Raw genomic sequence first — 16,232 nt, 5'->3', positions numbered from 1 at the left:
TAATCTGTATGAGAGATAATAAACATGACTGATCAATACCAAACATTTGCAAAATCTCCTATTGGTAAATTTGTCATCAAAAATTTAGGTTTACCATCACCGACTTTTTTAGAGCGTTTTGAGTCTGCAACACCTGTAGTTAAAGGTGCGGTTTTATTCGGTGCAGCGCCTGCTTCAACATTATCTGGTGCTATTGCACAAGTCTTGGCAAATATTCATGCCAATAGCTATGCAGGCAATAATGCGGAACTACAGCAAGCTGCGGCAAAATCAGGTCTAAACTTAAGCGCATTCAACGAAGGCGATAAAGAGTCTAAGTTTAAAGTTGTGGTGTTTGATGCTTCAGGTATTCAAAACTCAGAACAATTGCATGCCTTATATGCCTTTTTTAACCCAATCGCACGTCAAATTCAGGCGTCTGGTCGCGTTGTCGTTGTTGGTACAACACCAGAGACTGCGAAAACTGTGAAACAAGCCATTGCACAACGTGCATTAGAAGGTTTTGTAAAATCAGTGGGTAAAGAGTTTAAGAAAGGGATTGCAGCACAATTAGTTTATGTGGATGAAGGTGCTGAAGCAAACTTAGAATCTGCATTACGTTTTGTGATTTCACCACGTTCAGCTTATGTATCGGGTCAGGTGATTCGTGTATCTAAAGCAGATGTTGTGGATGTTGACTGGAATAAACCGCTTGCAGGCAAAACAGCTGTAGTAACAGGTGCAAGCCGTGGTATTGGTGAAGCAATTGCACATGTATTGTCACGTGATGGCGCGCATGTGATTTGTTTAGACGTTCCACAGCAGCAAGCAGATCTTGACCGTGTTGCAGGTGAAATTGGCGGTTCTACGCTCGCGATTGATATTACTGCAAACGATGCCGGTGAAAAAATCAAAGCGGCTGCAGCTGCTCAAGGTGGTTTGGATATCATCGTGCACAATGCAGGGATTACCCGTGACAAAACTTTGGCCAATATGAAACCTGAGCTTTGGGACTTGGTGATTAACATTAACTTGTCTGCGATTGAGCGTGTAAATGATTACCTTCTTGAAAATGATGGCTTCAATGCAAATGGTCGTATTGTGTGCGTATCTTCTATTTCAGGTATCGCAGGTAACTTAGGTCAAACCAATTATGCTGCTTCTAAAGCAGGTGTTGTTGGTGTGGTTAAATTTACTGCTCCATTATTGAAAAATGGCGTAACCATTAATGCTGTTGCTCCAGGCTTCATTGAAACGCAAATGACTGCTGCGATTCCATTTGCAATCCGTGAAGCAGGTCGTCGTATGAACTCGATGAGTCAAGGTGGTTTACCTGTAGACGTTGCTGAAACGATTGCGATGTTTGCTTCAACGGCATCGACAGGCTTGAACGGTAACGTGGTACGTGTGTGTGGTCAAAGCTTGTTAGGGGCTTAATTAATCCCTCCCGACCTCCCTTTGAAAAAGAGAGGAGAAGTCCCCCTTTATCAAAGGGGGATGAGGGGGATTTAAAATATCCTTCTTTAAAAGGAAGGGAACTTTATAAAGATAAAACTTCCAAAGGTTTAGTATGAATACTCGCCATTTTAGTCAACTTCCAAAACCTTATTTAGCCTATCCAAAAGTGATTCAAGGCTTGATTTTTAAAAAGCCTAAAGCTGAAAAAGTGCTGCCGCAAGTTGAATATGTGGTGGATTCATTTAAGGTTGATCAAAAGCATTTAAAAGCCTATAACGAAGTGTGTGGCTTTAAAAACAATGGTTATATCCCAGCGATTTATTTGGCTGTGCTTTCTCAAAGTTTGCAAATGCATATGATGACCACGGAAGCTTTTCCTTTTGCGATCTTAGGTTTGGTACATATTCGTAACCAAGTGAAGCAATATCGCAAAGTTGGTGTAAATGAAACACTGTCATTGTCATGCAAATTTGGTGAATTACAGCCACATGATAAAGGCGTGCAATTTGACTTTATTACCACTGCAAAAGTGGGCGATGAAGTGGTTGTAGAATCATTAACCACGTATTTAGCACGTCAAAAAACCGAGAACAAAGCTGCGGCAAAATCTACCGAAACAAAGTCAGCTGAGTTGCAAGTTCAAGCTGAATGGAATGTTTCTGAAAATACCGGTCGCCGTTATGCGTTGACTTCTGGTGACTTTAACTTGATTCATATTCATGCTGTAACCGCTAAAGCGTTTGGTTTTAAACAAGCCATTGCACATGGTATGTGGAGTAAAGCCAAAGCTTTGTCGAGCTTAACTTTGCCAGATGCGTATGAAGCAGATGTATGGTTTAAACTGCCGATGTATCTCCCATCACAAGTTGAGTTCCTAACTGCGCAAACAGGTAAAGATACAGAGTTTGCCATTCGAAATAGTAAGAACAAAAAGCCGCATGTAGCGGGAAGTGTAAAGGCACTTTAAGACTTAAGCCTAAATCGATATCGGTTTAGGCTTTTTTGTTTTAATCTCAAGCGATTCATATTCAAAGGAATGATGATGCAGGCGCTCAAAGAATATCTATTTGCACAAAAGAATAATTATCAAGGTACAGTCGACGAGGCGTTTCAGGATTTGGCGGTGCAATTTAGCCGGATGCAGGATGCTCGAACCCACTTAGGCGGAGCTGTTTTAGTGGTGTATTTTAAAGGTCAAAAAGTTGTGGATATTTGGACCGGTAAAAAATCAGCCGAAGAAGCTTGGAAGTCCAATACCCCCTCGGTCTGTTATTCCACGGGTAAAGGCGTACTTGCAACGCTAGCACATATTTTAGTGAGCGAAGGCTTTCTTGATTACGATACTCCCGTTGCAACATATTGGCCGGAGTTTGCTCAAAATGGTAAGTCGGATATCACATTAAGGCACATACTGAGTCATCAAAGTGGTTTATACGATATCCGTAATATCATTGAAACAGCATCCGAAATGGCAGATTGGCCGCATATGCTCAACGTCATTGAACAAGCTAAACCACGTTTTGGGCCGACAACTGATGCGGCATATCAACCGTTAACCTTCGGCTGGCAAGTAGGTGGTGTACTTGAAAAGGCCACAGGTCGACCGCTTACTGAACTGATGCAACACTATTTGGTTGAGCCTTTAGCATTGGATCATGCTTTTTTTGGCGTACCAGAGCATCAACTTGGTAAGGTTGCACGCTTGATTCCGAAAAAGAAAAAAGAAGAACGCACTATAGATGCTTCTGTTCAAGAAAATACCCAAGCGCAGACAACGAAAAAAAAGACCGAGACACGAAAACCGTCAATCTTTGATCAGCTCCTGCAAATTTCAGGACAAAATTTGCAAGACTTTCAAGATGGTATGATTCCAAAAGGAATGCGCAAGTTTTCATTTTTTAGTGATGAGGGTTTGCAAGCCATTATTCCTGCGGCAACAGGCGTATTTAGTGCTAATAGTTTAGCGAAAATCTATGCAATGCTAGCCAATCATGGCCAGTGGCGAGGACAGACCTTAATCACACCACAAGTTTTTGAATCTTTAAGTAAAATTCAATATAAAAAACGTGATCGTATTATGCCTTTACCGATGAATTGGCGTTTGGGATATCATCGAATTTTAACTTTAGGTAAATCTAGTGAAGGTTTTGGACATATTGGTTTTAATGGTTCTGGGGCCTGGTGTGATCCGCAGCGTGATTTAAGTTTTGCTTATACACATAACTTTGCGACGGGTTCAATTACCGGCGATTATCGCTTATGGGGCTTAACTCAAGAAACGCTACGCTGTGCAGACAAAGCACTTAAAGGACGCAAGGGCTGGCTTTAAGATACTTCGGGATAGAACAGAAATTGGGGAAATGTGAAAAATATGCTATTTTCCCTCGCTGTTTTAGACTGCTGTGATATCCCTATGAAAAAAGTTGTTTTGATTCCCTTAGTCGCAACGTCGGCAATGTTGGGTTGTCAGGATTCAACTCCAACGAAAGCAAAAGAGATAGAAGCGATTACTGCCGAAAAACAGCAAGCTGCATGGGTGGGTGATTTTAAAGGTACAACGCCGTGTATGGGCTGTCTTTCTCGTTGTGAAGATTGTCCCGGTATGGCTGTGGCTCTTGAGCTACATGAAGACCAAACCTATACACTTACTCGTGAAAGTCTAAGTGGTCATAACGAAGTAGAAGTGCTAAAAGGTGTAATTCGTTTTAAAGATGAATCAAAGCAGCAGCTAGAACTTATGAATGTGCAAACGCGCAATCTATTGTATGTAGATTTGGATCAGCAATTACTTGAAATTCGGGAAGACCAGACGGCGAAACGCTATCAAATGCAGAGTGATTTCCTTTTAAATAAAGCAGTTTAAGCATTCGTAATTTATATTAAATTTGCCTGATCATTGTGATAGCTCAAGATCGGATTTTTGTTGTCCAAACTCTGCCATTTATTTCACTATTAGACAAAAAAACAGTATGCTTACACCTGTAAAAAGGAGCATACATGTATCAAGTACTTGCACGAAAATACCGTCCACGAAATTTCATTGAACTCGTGGGGCAAAACCATGTGTCACGCGCACTTACCAGTGCCTTAGAGCGTGGTCGGTTACATCATGCGTATTTATTTACAGGTACTCGTGGCGTGGGTAAAACCACCATTGCCCGTATTTTGGCAAAATGTCTGAACTGTGAAACGGGTGTAACATCAACGCCGTGTGAAGTCTGCCCAACGTGTAAAGCAGTAAATGAAGGCCGTTTTATTGATTTAATTGAAATCGATGCTGCATCACGGACCAAAGTTGAAGATACTCGAGAACTTCTCGACAACGTTCCTTATGCTCCAACCCAAGGTCGCTTCAAGGTTTATCTAATCGATGAAGTGCATATGCTCTCTACGCATTCATTTAATGCGTTATTAAAGACTCTAGAAGAACCGCCAGAGCATGTGAAGTTCTTATTTGCTACTACAGATCCACAAAAATTACCGATTACTGTAATTTCACGTTGTCTGCAATTTACTTTGCGTCCTTTAGCGGTGGATGAAATCACATCGCATTTGACAGATATCTTACAAAAAGAACAAATTCAAGCGGAGCAAGATGCGATTTGGCAAATTGCTGAATCGGCTCAAGGTTCACTGCGTGATGCATTGTCACTAACTGATCAGGCGATTGCCTATGGTCAGGGTTCAATTCAGCACCAAGATGTTAAAGACATGTTGGGCCTAATTGACCGTACGATCATTTATGATTTGATTTTAGCCATTCATCAAAATCAGCGTGAACGCGTGAGTGCTTTACTCATGCAATTCCGTCAACAAGCGTTGGATGTTTCGCTGGTATTAGATCAGTTGATTTCAACGTTACATGAACTGGCATTATTACAATACTTGCCAGACTTAGCGTTGAAATATAGCGCTGAGATCAATCAAAAAATTATGCAATTGTCGCAGTTGATTTCAGCTCAAGATTTGCAGTTGTATTATCAAGTCGCATGCAAAGGTCGGGCAGACTTGCAGTTGGCAGTCACGCAAGAGCAAGGTTTTGAGATGTGTGTGCTGCGTCTATTAGCATTCCGACCATTACAGCCAAACGAAATGTTGGTCTCTGCCGTACAGCAAGAGTCAGCCGCACAGCCACAGCTTGCTCAAAATCAGGCCGAAACAGTTCAGCCGACTCAAACACAGTCTTTGCAGCAACCCAATACCGTTGTTGAGTCTGCTGCACAGGTTGCCACTGTTGAGCAGCCTGAAGCTGTACCCGCTGTAGACACATCGCCAGCTTTCGATGATTTTGATGATTCACATTATGATGACGATGATGGCTATGTTTCTGCACCTGCAGCCGACGAACCTTCATCTGATGATTTTTTAGATGATCCTGAAGAAGACGCAATAAGCCAAACTTCTACAGCATCTACAGCAAATGGCACTCTAGATACGCAAGAGGTTGCACCGGTTGAGTCTGTATCGACACAGCAAAATGACACGCTTGTTATGGATGCCGTGGCAGAAGATACATTATTTGATTTAGATCCGACGCCGAGTACTGAAACTGAAGAAGTTGATGTGAGCGCTATAAATTTTGAAGATATTGCACCTTTAGAACCAACAGCTTTAGAGTCAAAAAGTGTAGAGCCTGAAACAGCTCAGCCACATTTGATAAATGCCATTGAACCACAACATGTGGTGAATGAATCAGTTTCGGGTGCTCAAGGCGACAATGGTTTTGATCTAGCATCACCACAAGTTACGCAAAGTTCCGTTTCTTCGGATGTTGTTCAAACGGGTTCATCTTCTCCCTTGATGCCACAAGATATTTTGACTTTACAGCCTCAAACCCTTGAAGGTGAGTGGACGGTCGAAAAGTGGGAGTATTGGTTCCGAAATAGTCAACTTTCACCTGCGGTACAAGAGTTGGCGCAGCATGGCATTATGCGCGGTACGATTGACGGTGAATCGACTTTCCATATTCCAAAGCGATACGAAGCTTTAGTGACTCAATTACAGCATGTATTGGAACAAGCCATTCATGCACAATGGTCAAAATGTCGTTTCCATATCAGCTTTGAAGATGTCGAAGAAACCACACCGTATGCTTTACAGCATGTCCGCAAAGAAAAAGCGTTTGCACGTGCAAATGAGTTATTACATGCAGAGCCTGTTGTGAAAGACTTACTCAAAAGCTTTGATGGTGAGTTGCAAAATATCCAGCTCAAATAAGTTTTAAGCTGGATATAAAAATTAAAGTAAAAACTGAGTTAAAGCATATCGCATATCATCGGGTATCGAGGTGCTTTTTCGTGTTTGGCGGTCGACAAACACATGTACGAAATGTCCTTGGGCAGCAGCCTCATTTTGTCCTTGTTTAAAAATGGCTAAGTCATAACGCAGTGAAGAATTGCCAATTTTTTCAATCGAAACCCCAACTTCAATGATTTCAGGATAGGACAGTTCTTGTAAAAAGCTGCAGGCTGAATCGACCACTAAACCAATGATCGGGGTATTTCGCAAATCAAAACCGGCATGTTGAATCAAGAGCGCATTTGCAGCGGTATCAAAATAGCTGTAATAGGTGACATTATTGACGTGGCCATACATATCGTTGTCTGCCCAACGCGTTTGGATTGGAAATAAAAATCGATAGTTTTGGCGGCGTTTAGTTTCAGGTTTCATCGTTGGTATTTTCTTTATTTCAAAAATGAGTGAACTTTAGGCATAAATTGATTGGTAAATCTGGCGTGCATCTTCAAACTGCAGTTCTCGCGGATTATTTTGTAATAGTCGTGTTTGTAATAATGCGTCTTCTGCTAAACGATTGAGCATATTTTCAGGCACATTCAGTTGGCTGAGTTTTAGCACCAAACCGCTCTGATCTAAATGATTTTGCATATGATCAATAAATAAATCACATAAACCATCGGTACAGCCCGTACTGTATGGATCTAGCCAACTCATGAGTTCTGCATAATGCTGCTTGGCCTGAGGTGCATTAAACTTTAACACCTCGGCTAGAACCAGTGCATTGGTATGACCATGCGATAGATGAAAGTGTCCACCGAGTGGATAGGCGAGTGCATGCACCGCTGCAACAGGTGCATTAGCAAAGGCCTGACCTGCAAGCATTGAACCGACTAGCATGTGCTGACGCGCTTCGAGGTTATGTCCATCTTGTAAAACCAGTGCTAAGTTTTTATTTAATAAACGCAAAGCTTGTTTGGCGAGCATATCCGCATACGGATTTTTTTTAATTTTTGACGTATAGGCTTCAATGGCATGCACCATGGCATCGATACCGGTTGCTGCGGTAATGTGTGCGGGAAGATTTAATGTAAAGTTCGCATCGAGGATACAGACATCGGCATACAGTACAGGGGAGACGATACCTGTTTTGGTGGTTTCACCTGTAGTGACGATAGAGATTGGTGTGACTTCAGAGCCGGTCCCTGCCGTTGTCGGAATCAAAATGAGTGGCAAGCGTGGTCGTTTTGCATTAGCTACACCATATAAATCACTGATCTGCTGTGTTTGCTTAGGATGAGCCAAAATCGCAATAATTTTAGCCACATCCATTGAACTGCCACCGCCAAAACCAATAATCAAATCTACTTTTTCATTCTTGGCAAATTGAACTGCATCCAAAACTATATGTTCTGCAGGGTCAGCTTGAATACTGGAATAAATTACATAGTCTTGATGGATACTTTCTAAAATATCCAAAATGGGTAAATGTAATTGTTGTTGCAACATACCGGGGTCGGTCACAAGCATGACACGTTTGGCTTGAAAGTCGCCTAGGACCTCTCTCAGTTGGGAAATAGAGCCTAAGCCTGAAATAATATTGCTGACGGTTTGAAACTGAAATTGACTCATTGGCTTATCCCTAATTTTTTATATCCAAATAAACATTATTCTTGAGTGTTGATATAGGATTCATCCTGTAAATAACTTAACATAAGACGCTTGAAATAAAAGTAGTCTTGAGGTTGTTATGTCATCCAGCACGCCATATAAGGTGTTGTGTGTTTGCTTAGGAAATATTTGCCGTTCACCTACGGCTGAAGTGGTTCTCAGACATTTTTGTGATGAAGCGCAACTCAATATTCACGTCGACTCTGCGGGTACGAGCAATTATCATCCGGGCAAAGCGCCTGATCTTCGTAGCCAACAGCATGCAAAATTACGAGGCTATAACTTATCTGCATTACGCGCACGTCAGTTAACGGTTCATGATTTTATTGAATTTGATTTGATTTTGGCCATGGACTACGAAAATTTAGACAATATTCAAAACCTCATGCAAAAGGCGCAGCAACAATTCGGTCAACTACGTGCACAAGTGTCTTTGATGAGTCAACATGATCACCAATATCCGCAACAAGAAGTACCAGATCCGTACTATGGTGGTGATGCAGGGTTTGAACATGTATTAGATCAATGCGAATCTAGCAGTCAGGCTTGGGTCAATTATTTAAAAACTCAGTTACAAGCACAGCAAAAAAATTAAGGTTTAAGAATGCAAATTCAAACACAGGTTCAGCTTAAGCCATTTAATACATTAAGCCTCGATGCTGTAGCATCTCATTATGTACGTGTTCAATCGGTAGAAGATATCCAAGCAGCGCTCGACTTTGCCAAAGCTGAGCAATTAAATGTATTGGTACTTTCAGGAGGCAGTAATATGCTGTTGCCTGAGCAAATACATGCTTTGGTGATGCACATGGATATTCAAGGTATTGAATATGTACAAGACGATGCCGCAACTCAAACTTTAAAAGTGGGTGCAGGGCAAGTGTGGCATGACTTTGTACTTTGGACGACGACACACCAGTTTTATGGCTTACAAAATTTGGCACTGATACCTGGTTTAGTCGGTGCTTCACCTGTGCAAAATATTGGAGCTTATGGTGTTGAGGCGGGTGAATTTATTGAATCTGTGCAGGTCTATGACCGAGTAACAGAACAGCAAAGTAGTATTAGCGCTGCCGATTGTCATTTTTCATATCGCCATAGTATTTTTAAAGATGAGCCAGAGCGTTTTATTATTACGCATGTGACTTTTAAACTTTTAAAACATGCCGATTTAAAATTAAATTATGGTGATTTAAAGCAGGCGGTAGGCGAAGACTTAAGTGCAGAAAACCTACAACAACAAGTCATTCATATCCGTCAAACCAAACTTCCAGATCCGAAAGAATTTCCAAATGTCGGAAGTTTCTTTAAAAATCCTGTGATTAGCCAGCAAGCCTTTGACCAAATTGCGCTGCAATTTCCAAATTTACCCCATTACCCACAACCGAATAATGCGGTAAAACTGGCAGCGGGCTGGTTGATTGACCAAGCGGGTTGGAAAGGGAAATCTGTGGGTTCAGTGGGAATGTTTCATAAGCAAGCTTTGGTATTGGTCAATTACCAAGACGCCACGCTGCAAGATGTGCGTACAACTTACAAAGCTGTACAACATGATGTTTTTGAAAAATTTAATATTGAACTACATCCAGAGCCTGTATTATTTGATACAAATGGCTTGATTCGATCTCACGCAGATTAATAAAAACATAGGTTTTAGATTTATGCATAAAACACATTGGATGGTTCGCTTAGTACAAATTGCCGCAGTGCTATTTGTACTTTTGGGCTGTCTGATGATTTTTATCTATACGCCGTTTTATTCTAAATTAATTGTTAAAAGTTTAAATTATTTCGTTCCTGTAGAAGTCAATCAGCTCGCAGCGCAAAGTCAAAAACTCGGTGCTTTGAGTGATGATGATAACTATGAGCCGGGCTCAGATTTATGGATTGCACGCCAAGCGTATTTACAACTCATGGAGCAAACCATACAGTCCGATGAGCCTCAAGACTTGACCCTTATACAAGCGCGTTATAAGGCTTTACAGCAGCTCATTGAAGAAGAACATGAAAAAGAAATAAGTGATAATCAAAAGGACATACCGAAAGTTCCTTTGCTGAATCCTTCTGCATCCGAGGCGGCATCCTCTGAAGCAATGGCGGAAAATCCTGCTCAAAAAATGAAAGAGCTGCTCGAACTCAATAGTGCGGAAAATAAAGGACTCATGACGCAATATACAGAGTTCTTAAAAACTCATGAAATTGAACAAGCTGCTTCAGAAGCGGAACCGATCGATGATGAAACCTATCTTGATCTAGCCAAAATGAAAGATAAAACCCTGAAGAAACCAACCGCAGATCCGTATGCGATCGTGGTGTTAGGTGGTGGCTTAACTTTAGATAAAAATGATAAAGATATCGTGGTGAATGACTACACACGACTTCGACTGGAAAAAACACTCGATGTCGAACGCACACATAAGCTACCGATTGTACTGAGTGGTGTGGAAGCACCGTATATGCAAGCTTGGTTAAAGCAATATGATGTCGATGCGAAATTGCTTGAAAACCGGAGTATGAATACTTGCGAAAATTCACGCTTTAGTTCGTTACTTTTACAGAAAAAAGGCGGCGCACCGACGGTTATTTTAATCACCGACCAATATCATATGCCTCGAACACGGCGTTTATTTGCATTAAATGGTATTGAAACCATTCCTGTTGTTGCACCTATGCCAACGACATTAACCACATGGCGACCAAGTGAAAAAAATTATGACCATAGTCGTCGTGCCAATTATGAATTATTAGCCACCTTACGTGACGTTTGGTTTGGCTCAAGTGACTGTCGGGAGGTCCCATAATGTCAGATATCCCATTTCTTAATCCTTCAATCCTTAAACAATTAGATCTTCCTATTCCAAGTCGAGAATTAACCCCACAAGTATTAGAACCTCTAAATTTAAATCGACCTTTTGAGCCTAGTGTTGAAATACAGTCTTATAGACGACTTTATGGTTTAGATGCCTTGAACTGCGAACATTGGCAAGGCTATGTAGAAATGCCTTTGTTCAAACTACATGTACAAGTGTTTCAACCGAAACTAAAGGCTGAAACAGATGTCATTAAAGGCACTGTATTTTTATTACATGGTTATTTAGAGCATAGTGGAATATATCAGCCGATTATTCGTGAGCTCTTAGATCAAGGTTTTAGTGTTTTGACCTATGATTTACCGGGGCATGGTCTAAGCAATGGCTCGCCAGCCAGTATTCAAAACTTTGACCATTACCAACAAGTTTTGGAAGCGGTATATCGTTATGTGAAACATGCAGCTCAACTACCAACCCCATGGTTAGGGATTGGGCAGAGTACGGGTGGTGCGATTTGGCTGCATCATCTGTTAGATTTTGCTGAACATCGCAAAAACCCTTATGTCGAACGGGTTTTATTATTATCTCCGCTGATTCGCCCTGCAAAAACGGCATGGTGGCATAACTCGGTTGGATTAGGCATTATTCGTCGTATTAAACGTGAAGTGCCCCGTCATTTTAGACGGAATAATCACAACCCTGAGTTTTTACGTTTTGTACGTTTAAAAGATCCTCTACAACCTCGAATGATGGGCATGGACTGGATTTTGGCCATGTCAAAATGGATGCAGGAAATGGAAGAACGACCTGCGTGTCGTATTCCAGTGTGGTTAGCCCAAGGTGCACAGGATCAGACGGTGGATTGGCGTTATAACATTGAGTTTATACGTCGTAAATTCCGTTTACAGACGCTTCTCATGCTTGAAGAAGGTTCACATCAGCTGATTAATGAACGTGCCGATATTCGTGCTGCATTAACAGGTTTGATCCCGGCATTCTTGCATGCTCAATCCAACAGTAAGTCTTATTACTAACTGATGTTACGCACTAACATCAGGAGCGTAATTTGATTTAAATAAAAGTACGATACGCGGGAAGGTCATCCGCAAGTGTTTGAGACTGGACTACTCCTAATCAAAAATGTTTTTGCAATACTTTGAATAATTTGACGCTAGTGAACGAGTTTTGCGGGTGAGGTGCATTGCACCGCAAGATGATTTCCTTGCGAAGCACGCTTCTCATTTTACCAAATGAGAAACAACGTTTCGTAAGAGTACCTCCAGCCGAAGGCTAATCCCTTTATTTAAGCCCTAGATGTAAGACTCCGTCGAATAGGCTTAAAAATTATTTTAAAAAATGCGTATTTACTTTTACGCGCGTAACATCAGTTACTAATTGACGATTGAGCACAGCTTACCTTAATCAGTGTGATGGATCTAGACGAAAAAAAGAGGCGTAGTCGCCTCTTTTTTTTGGGTGGAGGAATCAGAACTTTTCTAGATGGGCCATATTCCACATACGGAAATAGAAGTTTTCTTCATCTTTATTTTCACAACTGAGCAGCTCCCCATCTTTTAACCAAAAATGTAGCTGTGCATAGTTTTTAATTTCACGGTTATTAATCCGCTGCGCTAGATGGTGCGCACGGATATCTGATGGATGTTGTAAACCTGCTGAGGCAATAAGTTCAGATAAGCCATGCAAGGTATTTTTGTGGAAATTAAAAACACGTTCTGCTTTGGTCGGAACATGGATGGCTTTTTGACGGTCTTTGTCTTGTGTCGCAACGCCAACTGGACATTGGTTGGTATGACAGCTTTGAGCTTGAATACACCCAACTGCAAACATAAAGCCACGAGCTGAGTTGACCCAATCTGCACCAATTGCCATGGTACTGGCAATATCAAAAGCACTAATAATTTTACCACTGGCACCGACTTTAATTTTTGAACGTAAGCCTGCACCAATCAGGGTGTTATTAACAAAGAGTAGGCCTTCACGCAGGGGTGTACCCATATTATCAATCAATTCAATCGGTGCTGCGCCAGTCCCACCTTCAGAACCATCTACCACGATAAAATCGGGTGTAATCCCTGTATGTAACATAGCTTTTACGATACTCATAAATTGCCATGGTTGCCCGATACACAGTTTAAAACCCACAGGTTTGCCTTCTGACAGTTCGCGCAATTGCTGAATAAATTGCATCATTTCAATAGGGGTGCTAAAGGCAGGATGGCTAGATGGAGAGATACAGTCATGTTCACGGCTTACACCACGGATTTGAGCAATCTCTTCGGAAATTTTGTCTTTAGGTAAAATGCCACCATGGCCTGGTTTTGCACCTTGAGATAATTTGATCTCAATCATTTTGACTTGAGGGTGCTTGGCTTGTTCAGCAAAACGTACAGGGTCGAATTGACCATCAATCGTACGGCAGCCAAAGTAACCACTACCGAGTTCCCAAACAATGTCGCCACCATTTTCCAAGTGATAAGGACTAATACTGCCTTCACCGGTGTCATGGTAGAAATTACCCATTTTTGCGCCTAAGTTTAAGGCACGAATGGCATTGGCACTTAAGCTACCAAAGCTCATCGCAGAAATGTTTAATATCGATGCGCTATACGGTTGCTTGCATTGTTCATTGCCAATGTTAATACGGAATGTTTCAGGAATGGCAGGAATGCAAGGTGACAAGGAGTGATTAATAAAGCGGTAATCATTTTGGTAAACATCAACAATTGAACCAAATGGTTTATCTGCATTTTGGTTTTTTGCGCGTTGATAGACCAAGCTACGTTGCATACGAGAAAAGGGCAGTGCATCTTGATCAGATTCAATAAAATATTGGCGAATTTCAGGTCGAAATTCTTCAAATAGAAAACGAAAGTGCCCCATGATAGGGTAATTTTTTAAAATCGAATGTTTGTTTTGTATGACGTCATACAAACCCAATAAGCTTAAAAGCCCAGTAATGACCCAGATACTATTCAATAAGGTTTGTGGAATAAAATATTGAATATAACGAGGGGAATAACCTAAATGAAAACTCGAAATGAGTAGGAAGATAAAAATACAAGCAAACCAAATGGAATGCCGAGAAAAAAAAGTATTTAGTAGCTTGTGGCGAATAGTTTGCGCTGGACTGGCCATATTTTGAAAAATCTTATTCAGCTCATTTGCTCATAATTTGCCGAGTTTATGCACAATGCTCAAGCTTTAATTTGTTGATTCAGTGTAGCATTTATAAAAAACAACATTGAAGTTGGATGAATTTTTCATTTAAAGCCAAATCAGATAAGAAAAGCAGGAATCTTCTTTAAGAAAATTTGTGAAAAGCAGCGCGGTTCTTGTTATTTCACAGTACGTAAAATGGAGGTTAAAGTGATTTTACTTTCTAAACACGAGGTGCTGAATATGACTATGAAATCTATTCGTTATAATAATGCCGACCTAGCCTGCCTATGTCAGTAATTGATTATAGCCATGAGAAATTAGCGCTATGGCATAAGGTATTCAGCAGATACTTATGCTGTAGTTCCTTTGACCTAACCGACTAAAATTACAAAAATATTCTAAGAAATTATCCAGTCCCAGCGTTGGGACTTTTTTATGTGTTGATATTTTAAGGGAAAATCTAAGCATAAATAATGTACTAGATATTCATTATGCGTTAGAAGTTGTCACCTCAAATAAAAGAATGATACGCGGTAAGGTCATCCGCAAGTGTTTGAGACAGGACTACATTTATTTAAAAATGTTTTTGCGATACTTTGAATAAGTAGACGTTAGTGAACGAGTTTTGCGGATGACAATGGTTTTGGGTACTTTTGCCGAAACAAAAGTACCTCCAGCCGAAGGCTAATTCCTTTATTTAAGCCCTAGATGTAAGACTCCGTTGAATAGACTTAAAAATCATTTTTAAAATGCGAAATTACTTTTATGTGCGTAACATTAGTTAGTATTTAAGGTAGCAGAAAACCTTAGATCAGTTTAGTCATTGCGTTGTTGTACAACGACAGCGACTTCTTCAGGTTCAATTTTCTGAATCTTTTTACCAAAACTACGTAGCCACCAAGTTAACTGAGAGGTAAATGGTACTGTTGCGCTAACTTCAACCCAGCCATCTTCGGTTTTTTGAATCACTTGATCTTTACTTAGCTGACTTTCTTCAAAATAAACTGCTTCTGATTCCGACATGGTTAATTTGAGCTGAATCATTTCAGTCGGCTTATTGAAGTCCACACGGAAGCCAAGCGCTCCAGAGTCAATATAGGCATCGATATCAAAATCGACAGGGTGTAATGCACGTGAATTTAAGACCGTAGCAGATTTAAAACGATGTAAAGCAAAGGTCTGGATGTCTGTTTTGTCATGACGTGTGCAAACCAAATAGATAATTGCACCTTTTTGGACCAAAGCGAGTGGATTTAAAATATAGGTCTTTTCTTCGCTTTGTTGTCCACGACCTTGATACAGACATTCAAGTTGTTTGTCTTGTAGTAAGCCTTCATAAATTGATTGTTGTGCGGCTTTTTCAACTACAGGAGGAATCAATGGCTGAGTTGCTGGCACGATTCGCACGCGGTTAATCCACTGACGGACATTATTTTGCGACGACAGACTTCGACGTGCGAGGTCAAACCAAGGATTCATTTCTTCAATTAAGCTTGGTGGAAGCAAATGTTTTAGGTGCTCCTCAACCATCATAAAGGTGACCGCCTGCGAGCTGGTCATATGTGGCAAGCTTTGAATCGGTGCATCAGAACGCCAACGCCAGCCTTGTGGAGTTGTTTTACTACTCTCAATTGGGAAACGCAGAGAAATTTGATTTAAGTCACGCTGAATGGTGCGTAGGCTGATATCAATGCCTTCACGGTTCAGTATTTCTTGTAATTCACGCGTACCCATCCACTTACCTGTGGACAGTCGTGAAAGAATTTGCCACTGACGATAGAGGCTGTTCGACGTTTCTTTTTCTTGTGAAGACATAATCTAGTGCTTGAACTTGGACTTAAATGAATAAAATGATGCTGTGGGACACAATAAGAAATCTTCCTGCGTTAAGCAAGTCTT

The 16,232-nt window shown here is 40.9% G+C and carries 13 protein-coding genes; 9 read left to right on the top strand and 4 right to left on the bottom strand.

Annotated features, from left to right (window positions below):
* Positions 1 to 24: 24 nt before the first annotated feature.
* The 5 genes from FTT77_RS10395 to dnaX all read left to right on the top strand — a co-directional run bounded on the left by FTT77_RS10395 (position 25) and on the right by dnaX (position 6,654).
* Positions 25 to 1,416 carry a 3-oxoacyl-ACP reductase gene (locus tag FTT77_RS10395; RefSeq protein WP_180055166.1) on the top strand — a complete coding sequence of 464 codons (1,392 nt, stop codon included), beginning with the start codon at positions 25 to 27 and terminating at the stop codon, positions 1,414 to 1,416.
* Positions 1,417 to 1,549: 133 nt separating this feature from the next.
* Complete coding sequence (locus FTT77_RS10390) at positions 1,550 to 2,404, top strand: MaoC/PaaZ C-terminal domain-containing protein (protein ID WP_078188603.1); 855 nt, start codon at positions 1,550 to 1,552, stop codon at positions 2,402 to 2,404.
* A 75-nt stretch (positions 2,405 to 2,479) separates the two neighbouring features.
* Entirely contained in the window at positions 2,480 to 3,766 is a 1,287-nt protein-coding gene (locus FTT77_RS10385; RefSeq protein WP_180109232.1) for a serine hydrolase, read from the top strand.
* An 84-nt stretch (positions 3,767 to 3,850) separates the two neighbouring features.
* On the top strand, positions 3,851 to 4,300 hold the full coding sequence (locus tag FTT77_RS10380) for a copper resistance protein NlpE N-terminal domain-containing protein (protein WP_180007896.1): 450 nt from the start codon (positions 3,851 to 3,853) through the stop codon (positions 4,298 to 4,300).
* A 134-nt stretch (positions 4,301 to 4,434) separates the two neighbouring features.
* Positions 4,435 to 6,654 (top strand): DNA polymerase III subunit gamma/tau, encoded by a 2,220-nt coding sequence (gene dnaX / locus FTT77_RS10375; RefSeq protein ID WP_180007897.1) that lies wholly within the window; start codon positions 4,435 to 4,437, stop codon positions 6,652 to 6,654.
* A 21-nt stretch (positions 6,655 to 6,675) separates the two neighbouring features.
* On the opposite strand, the gene FTT77_RS10370 is transcribed toward dnaX, so the two are convergent.
* Both FTT77_RS10370 and FTT77_RS10365 read right to left on the bottom strand, forming a co-directional pair.
* The gene (locus FTT77_RS10370; protein WP_180007898.1) at positions 6,676 to 7,107 is read right to left on the bottom strand and encodes a thioesterase family protein; all 432 of its coding nucleotides are present in this window, start codon (positions 7,105 to 7,107) and stop codon (positions 6,676 to 6,678) included.
* Between the two features lie 36 nt (positions 7,108 to 7,143).
* Positions 7,144 to 8,304 carry an iron-containing alcohol dehydrogenase gene (locus FTT77_RS10365; RefSeq protein ID WP_180109233.1) on the bottom strand — a complete coding sequence of 387 codons (1,161 nt, stop codon included), beginning with the start codon at positions 8,302 to 8,304 and terminating at the stop codon, positions 7,144 to 7,146.
* A gap of 118 nt (positions 8,305 to 8,422) precedes the next feature.
* On the opposite strand from FTT77_RS10365, the gene FTT77_RS10360 reads away from it, so the two are divergent.
* From FTT77_RS10360 to FTT77_RS10345, 4 genes are read left to right on the top strand one after another with little or no spacing between them, the layout of a single operon-like run.
* Positions 8,423 to 8,938 carry a low molecular weight protein-tyrosine-phosphatase gene (locus tag FTT77_RS10360; RefSeq protein ID WP_111884272.1) on the top strand — a complete coding sequence of 172 codons (516 nt, stop codon included), beginning with the start codon at positions 8,423 to 8,425 and terminating at the stop codon, positions 8,936 to 8,938.
* A 9-nt stretch (positions 8,939 to 8,947) separates the two neighbouring features.
* Positions 8,948 to 9,982 carry a UDP-N-acetylmuramate dehydrogenase gene (murB, locus tag FTT77_RS10355; RefSeq protein ID WP_180022008.1) on the top strand — a complete coding sequence of 345 codons (1,035 nt, stop codon included), beginning with the start codon at positions 8,948 to 8,950 and terminating at the stop codon, positions 9,980 to 9,982.
* 22 nt (positions 9,983 to 10,004) lie between these two features.
* Positions 10,005 to 11,144, top strand: coding sequence for a YdcF family protein (locus FTT77_RS10350; protein ID WP_180007902.1), 1,140 nt, complete (start codon positions 10,005 to 10,007; stop codon positions 11,142 to 11,144).
* Positions 11,144 to 12,187: an alpha/beta hydrolase gene (locus FTT77_RS10345; protein WP_180109234.1), complete on the top strand. Its 1,044-nt coding sequence runs from the start codon at positions 11,144 to 11,146 to the stop codon at positions 12,185 to 12,187. Before FTT77_RS10350 ends, FTT77_RS10345 begins: the two co-directional genes overlap by 1 nt.
* Positions 12,188 to 12,638: 451 nt before the next feature.
* Here FTT77_RS10345 and FTT77_RS10340 read toward each other — a convergent pair whose 3' ends face one another.
* Together FTT77_RS10340 and FTT77_RS10335 are read right to left on the bottom strand one after the other, a co-directional pair.
* Positions 12,639 to 14,309, bottom strand: a complete 1,671-nt coding sequence (locus tag FTT77_RS10340; RefSeq protein ID WP_078188593.1) for an FMN-binding glutamate synthase family protein — start codon at positions 14,307 to 14,309, stop codon at positions 12,639 to 12,641.
* 840 nt (positions 14,310 to 15,149) lie between these two features.
* The gene (locus FTT77_RS10335) at positions 15,150 to 16,148 is read right to left on the bottom strand and encodes a YafY family protein (protein ID WP_180007905.1); all 999 of its coding nucleotides are present in this window, start codon (positions 16,146 to 16,148) and stop codon (positions 15,150 to 15,152) included.
* Between the last annotated feature and the right edge of the window lie 84 nt (positions 16,149 to 16,232).

Origin of the sequence: Acinetobacter sp. YH01010 (assembly GCF_013420775.1) — a bacterium.
GTDB lineage: Bacteria > Pseudomonadota > Gammaproteobacteria > Pseudomonadales > Moraxellaceae > Acinetobacter > Acinetobacter amyesii.
This window is presented reverse-complemented; position numbering and strand designations above follow the sequence as displayed.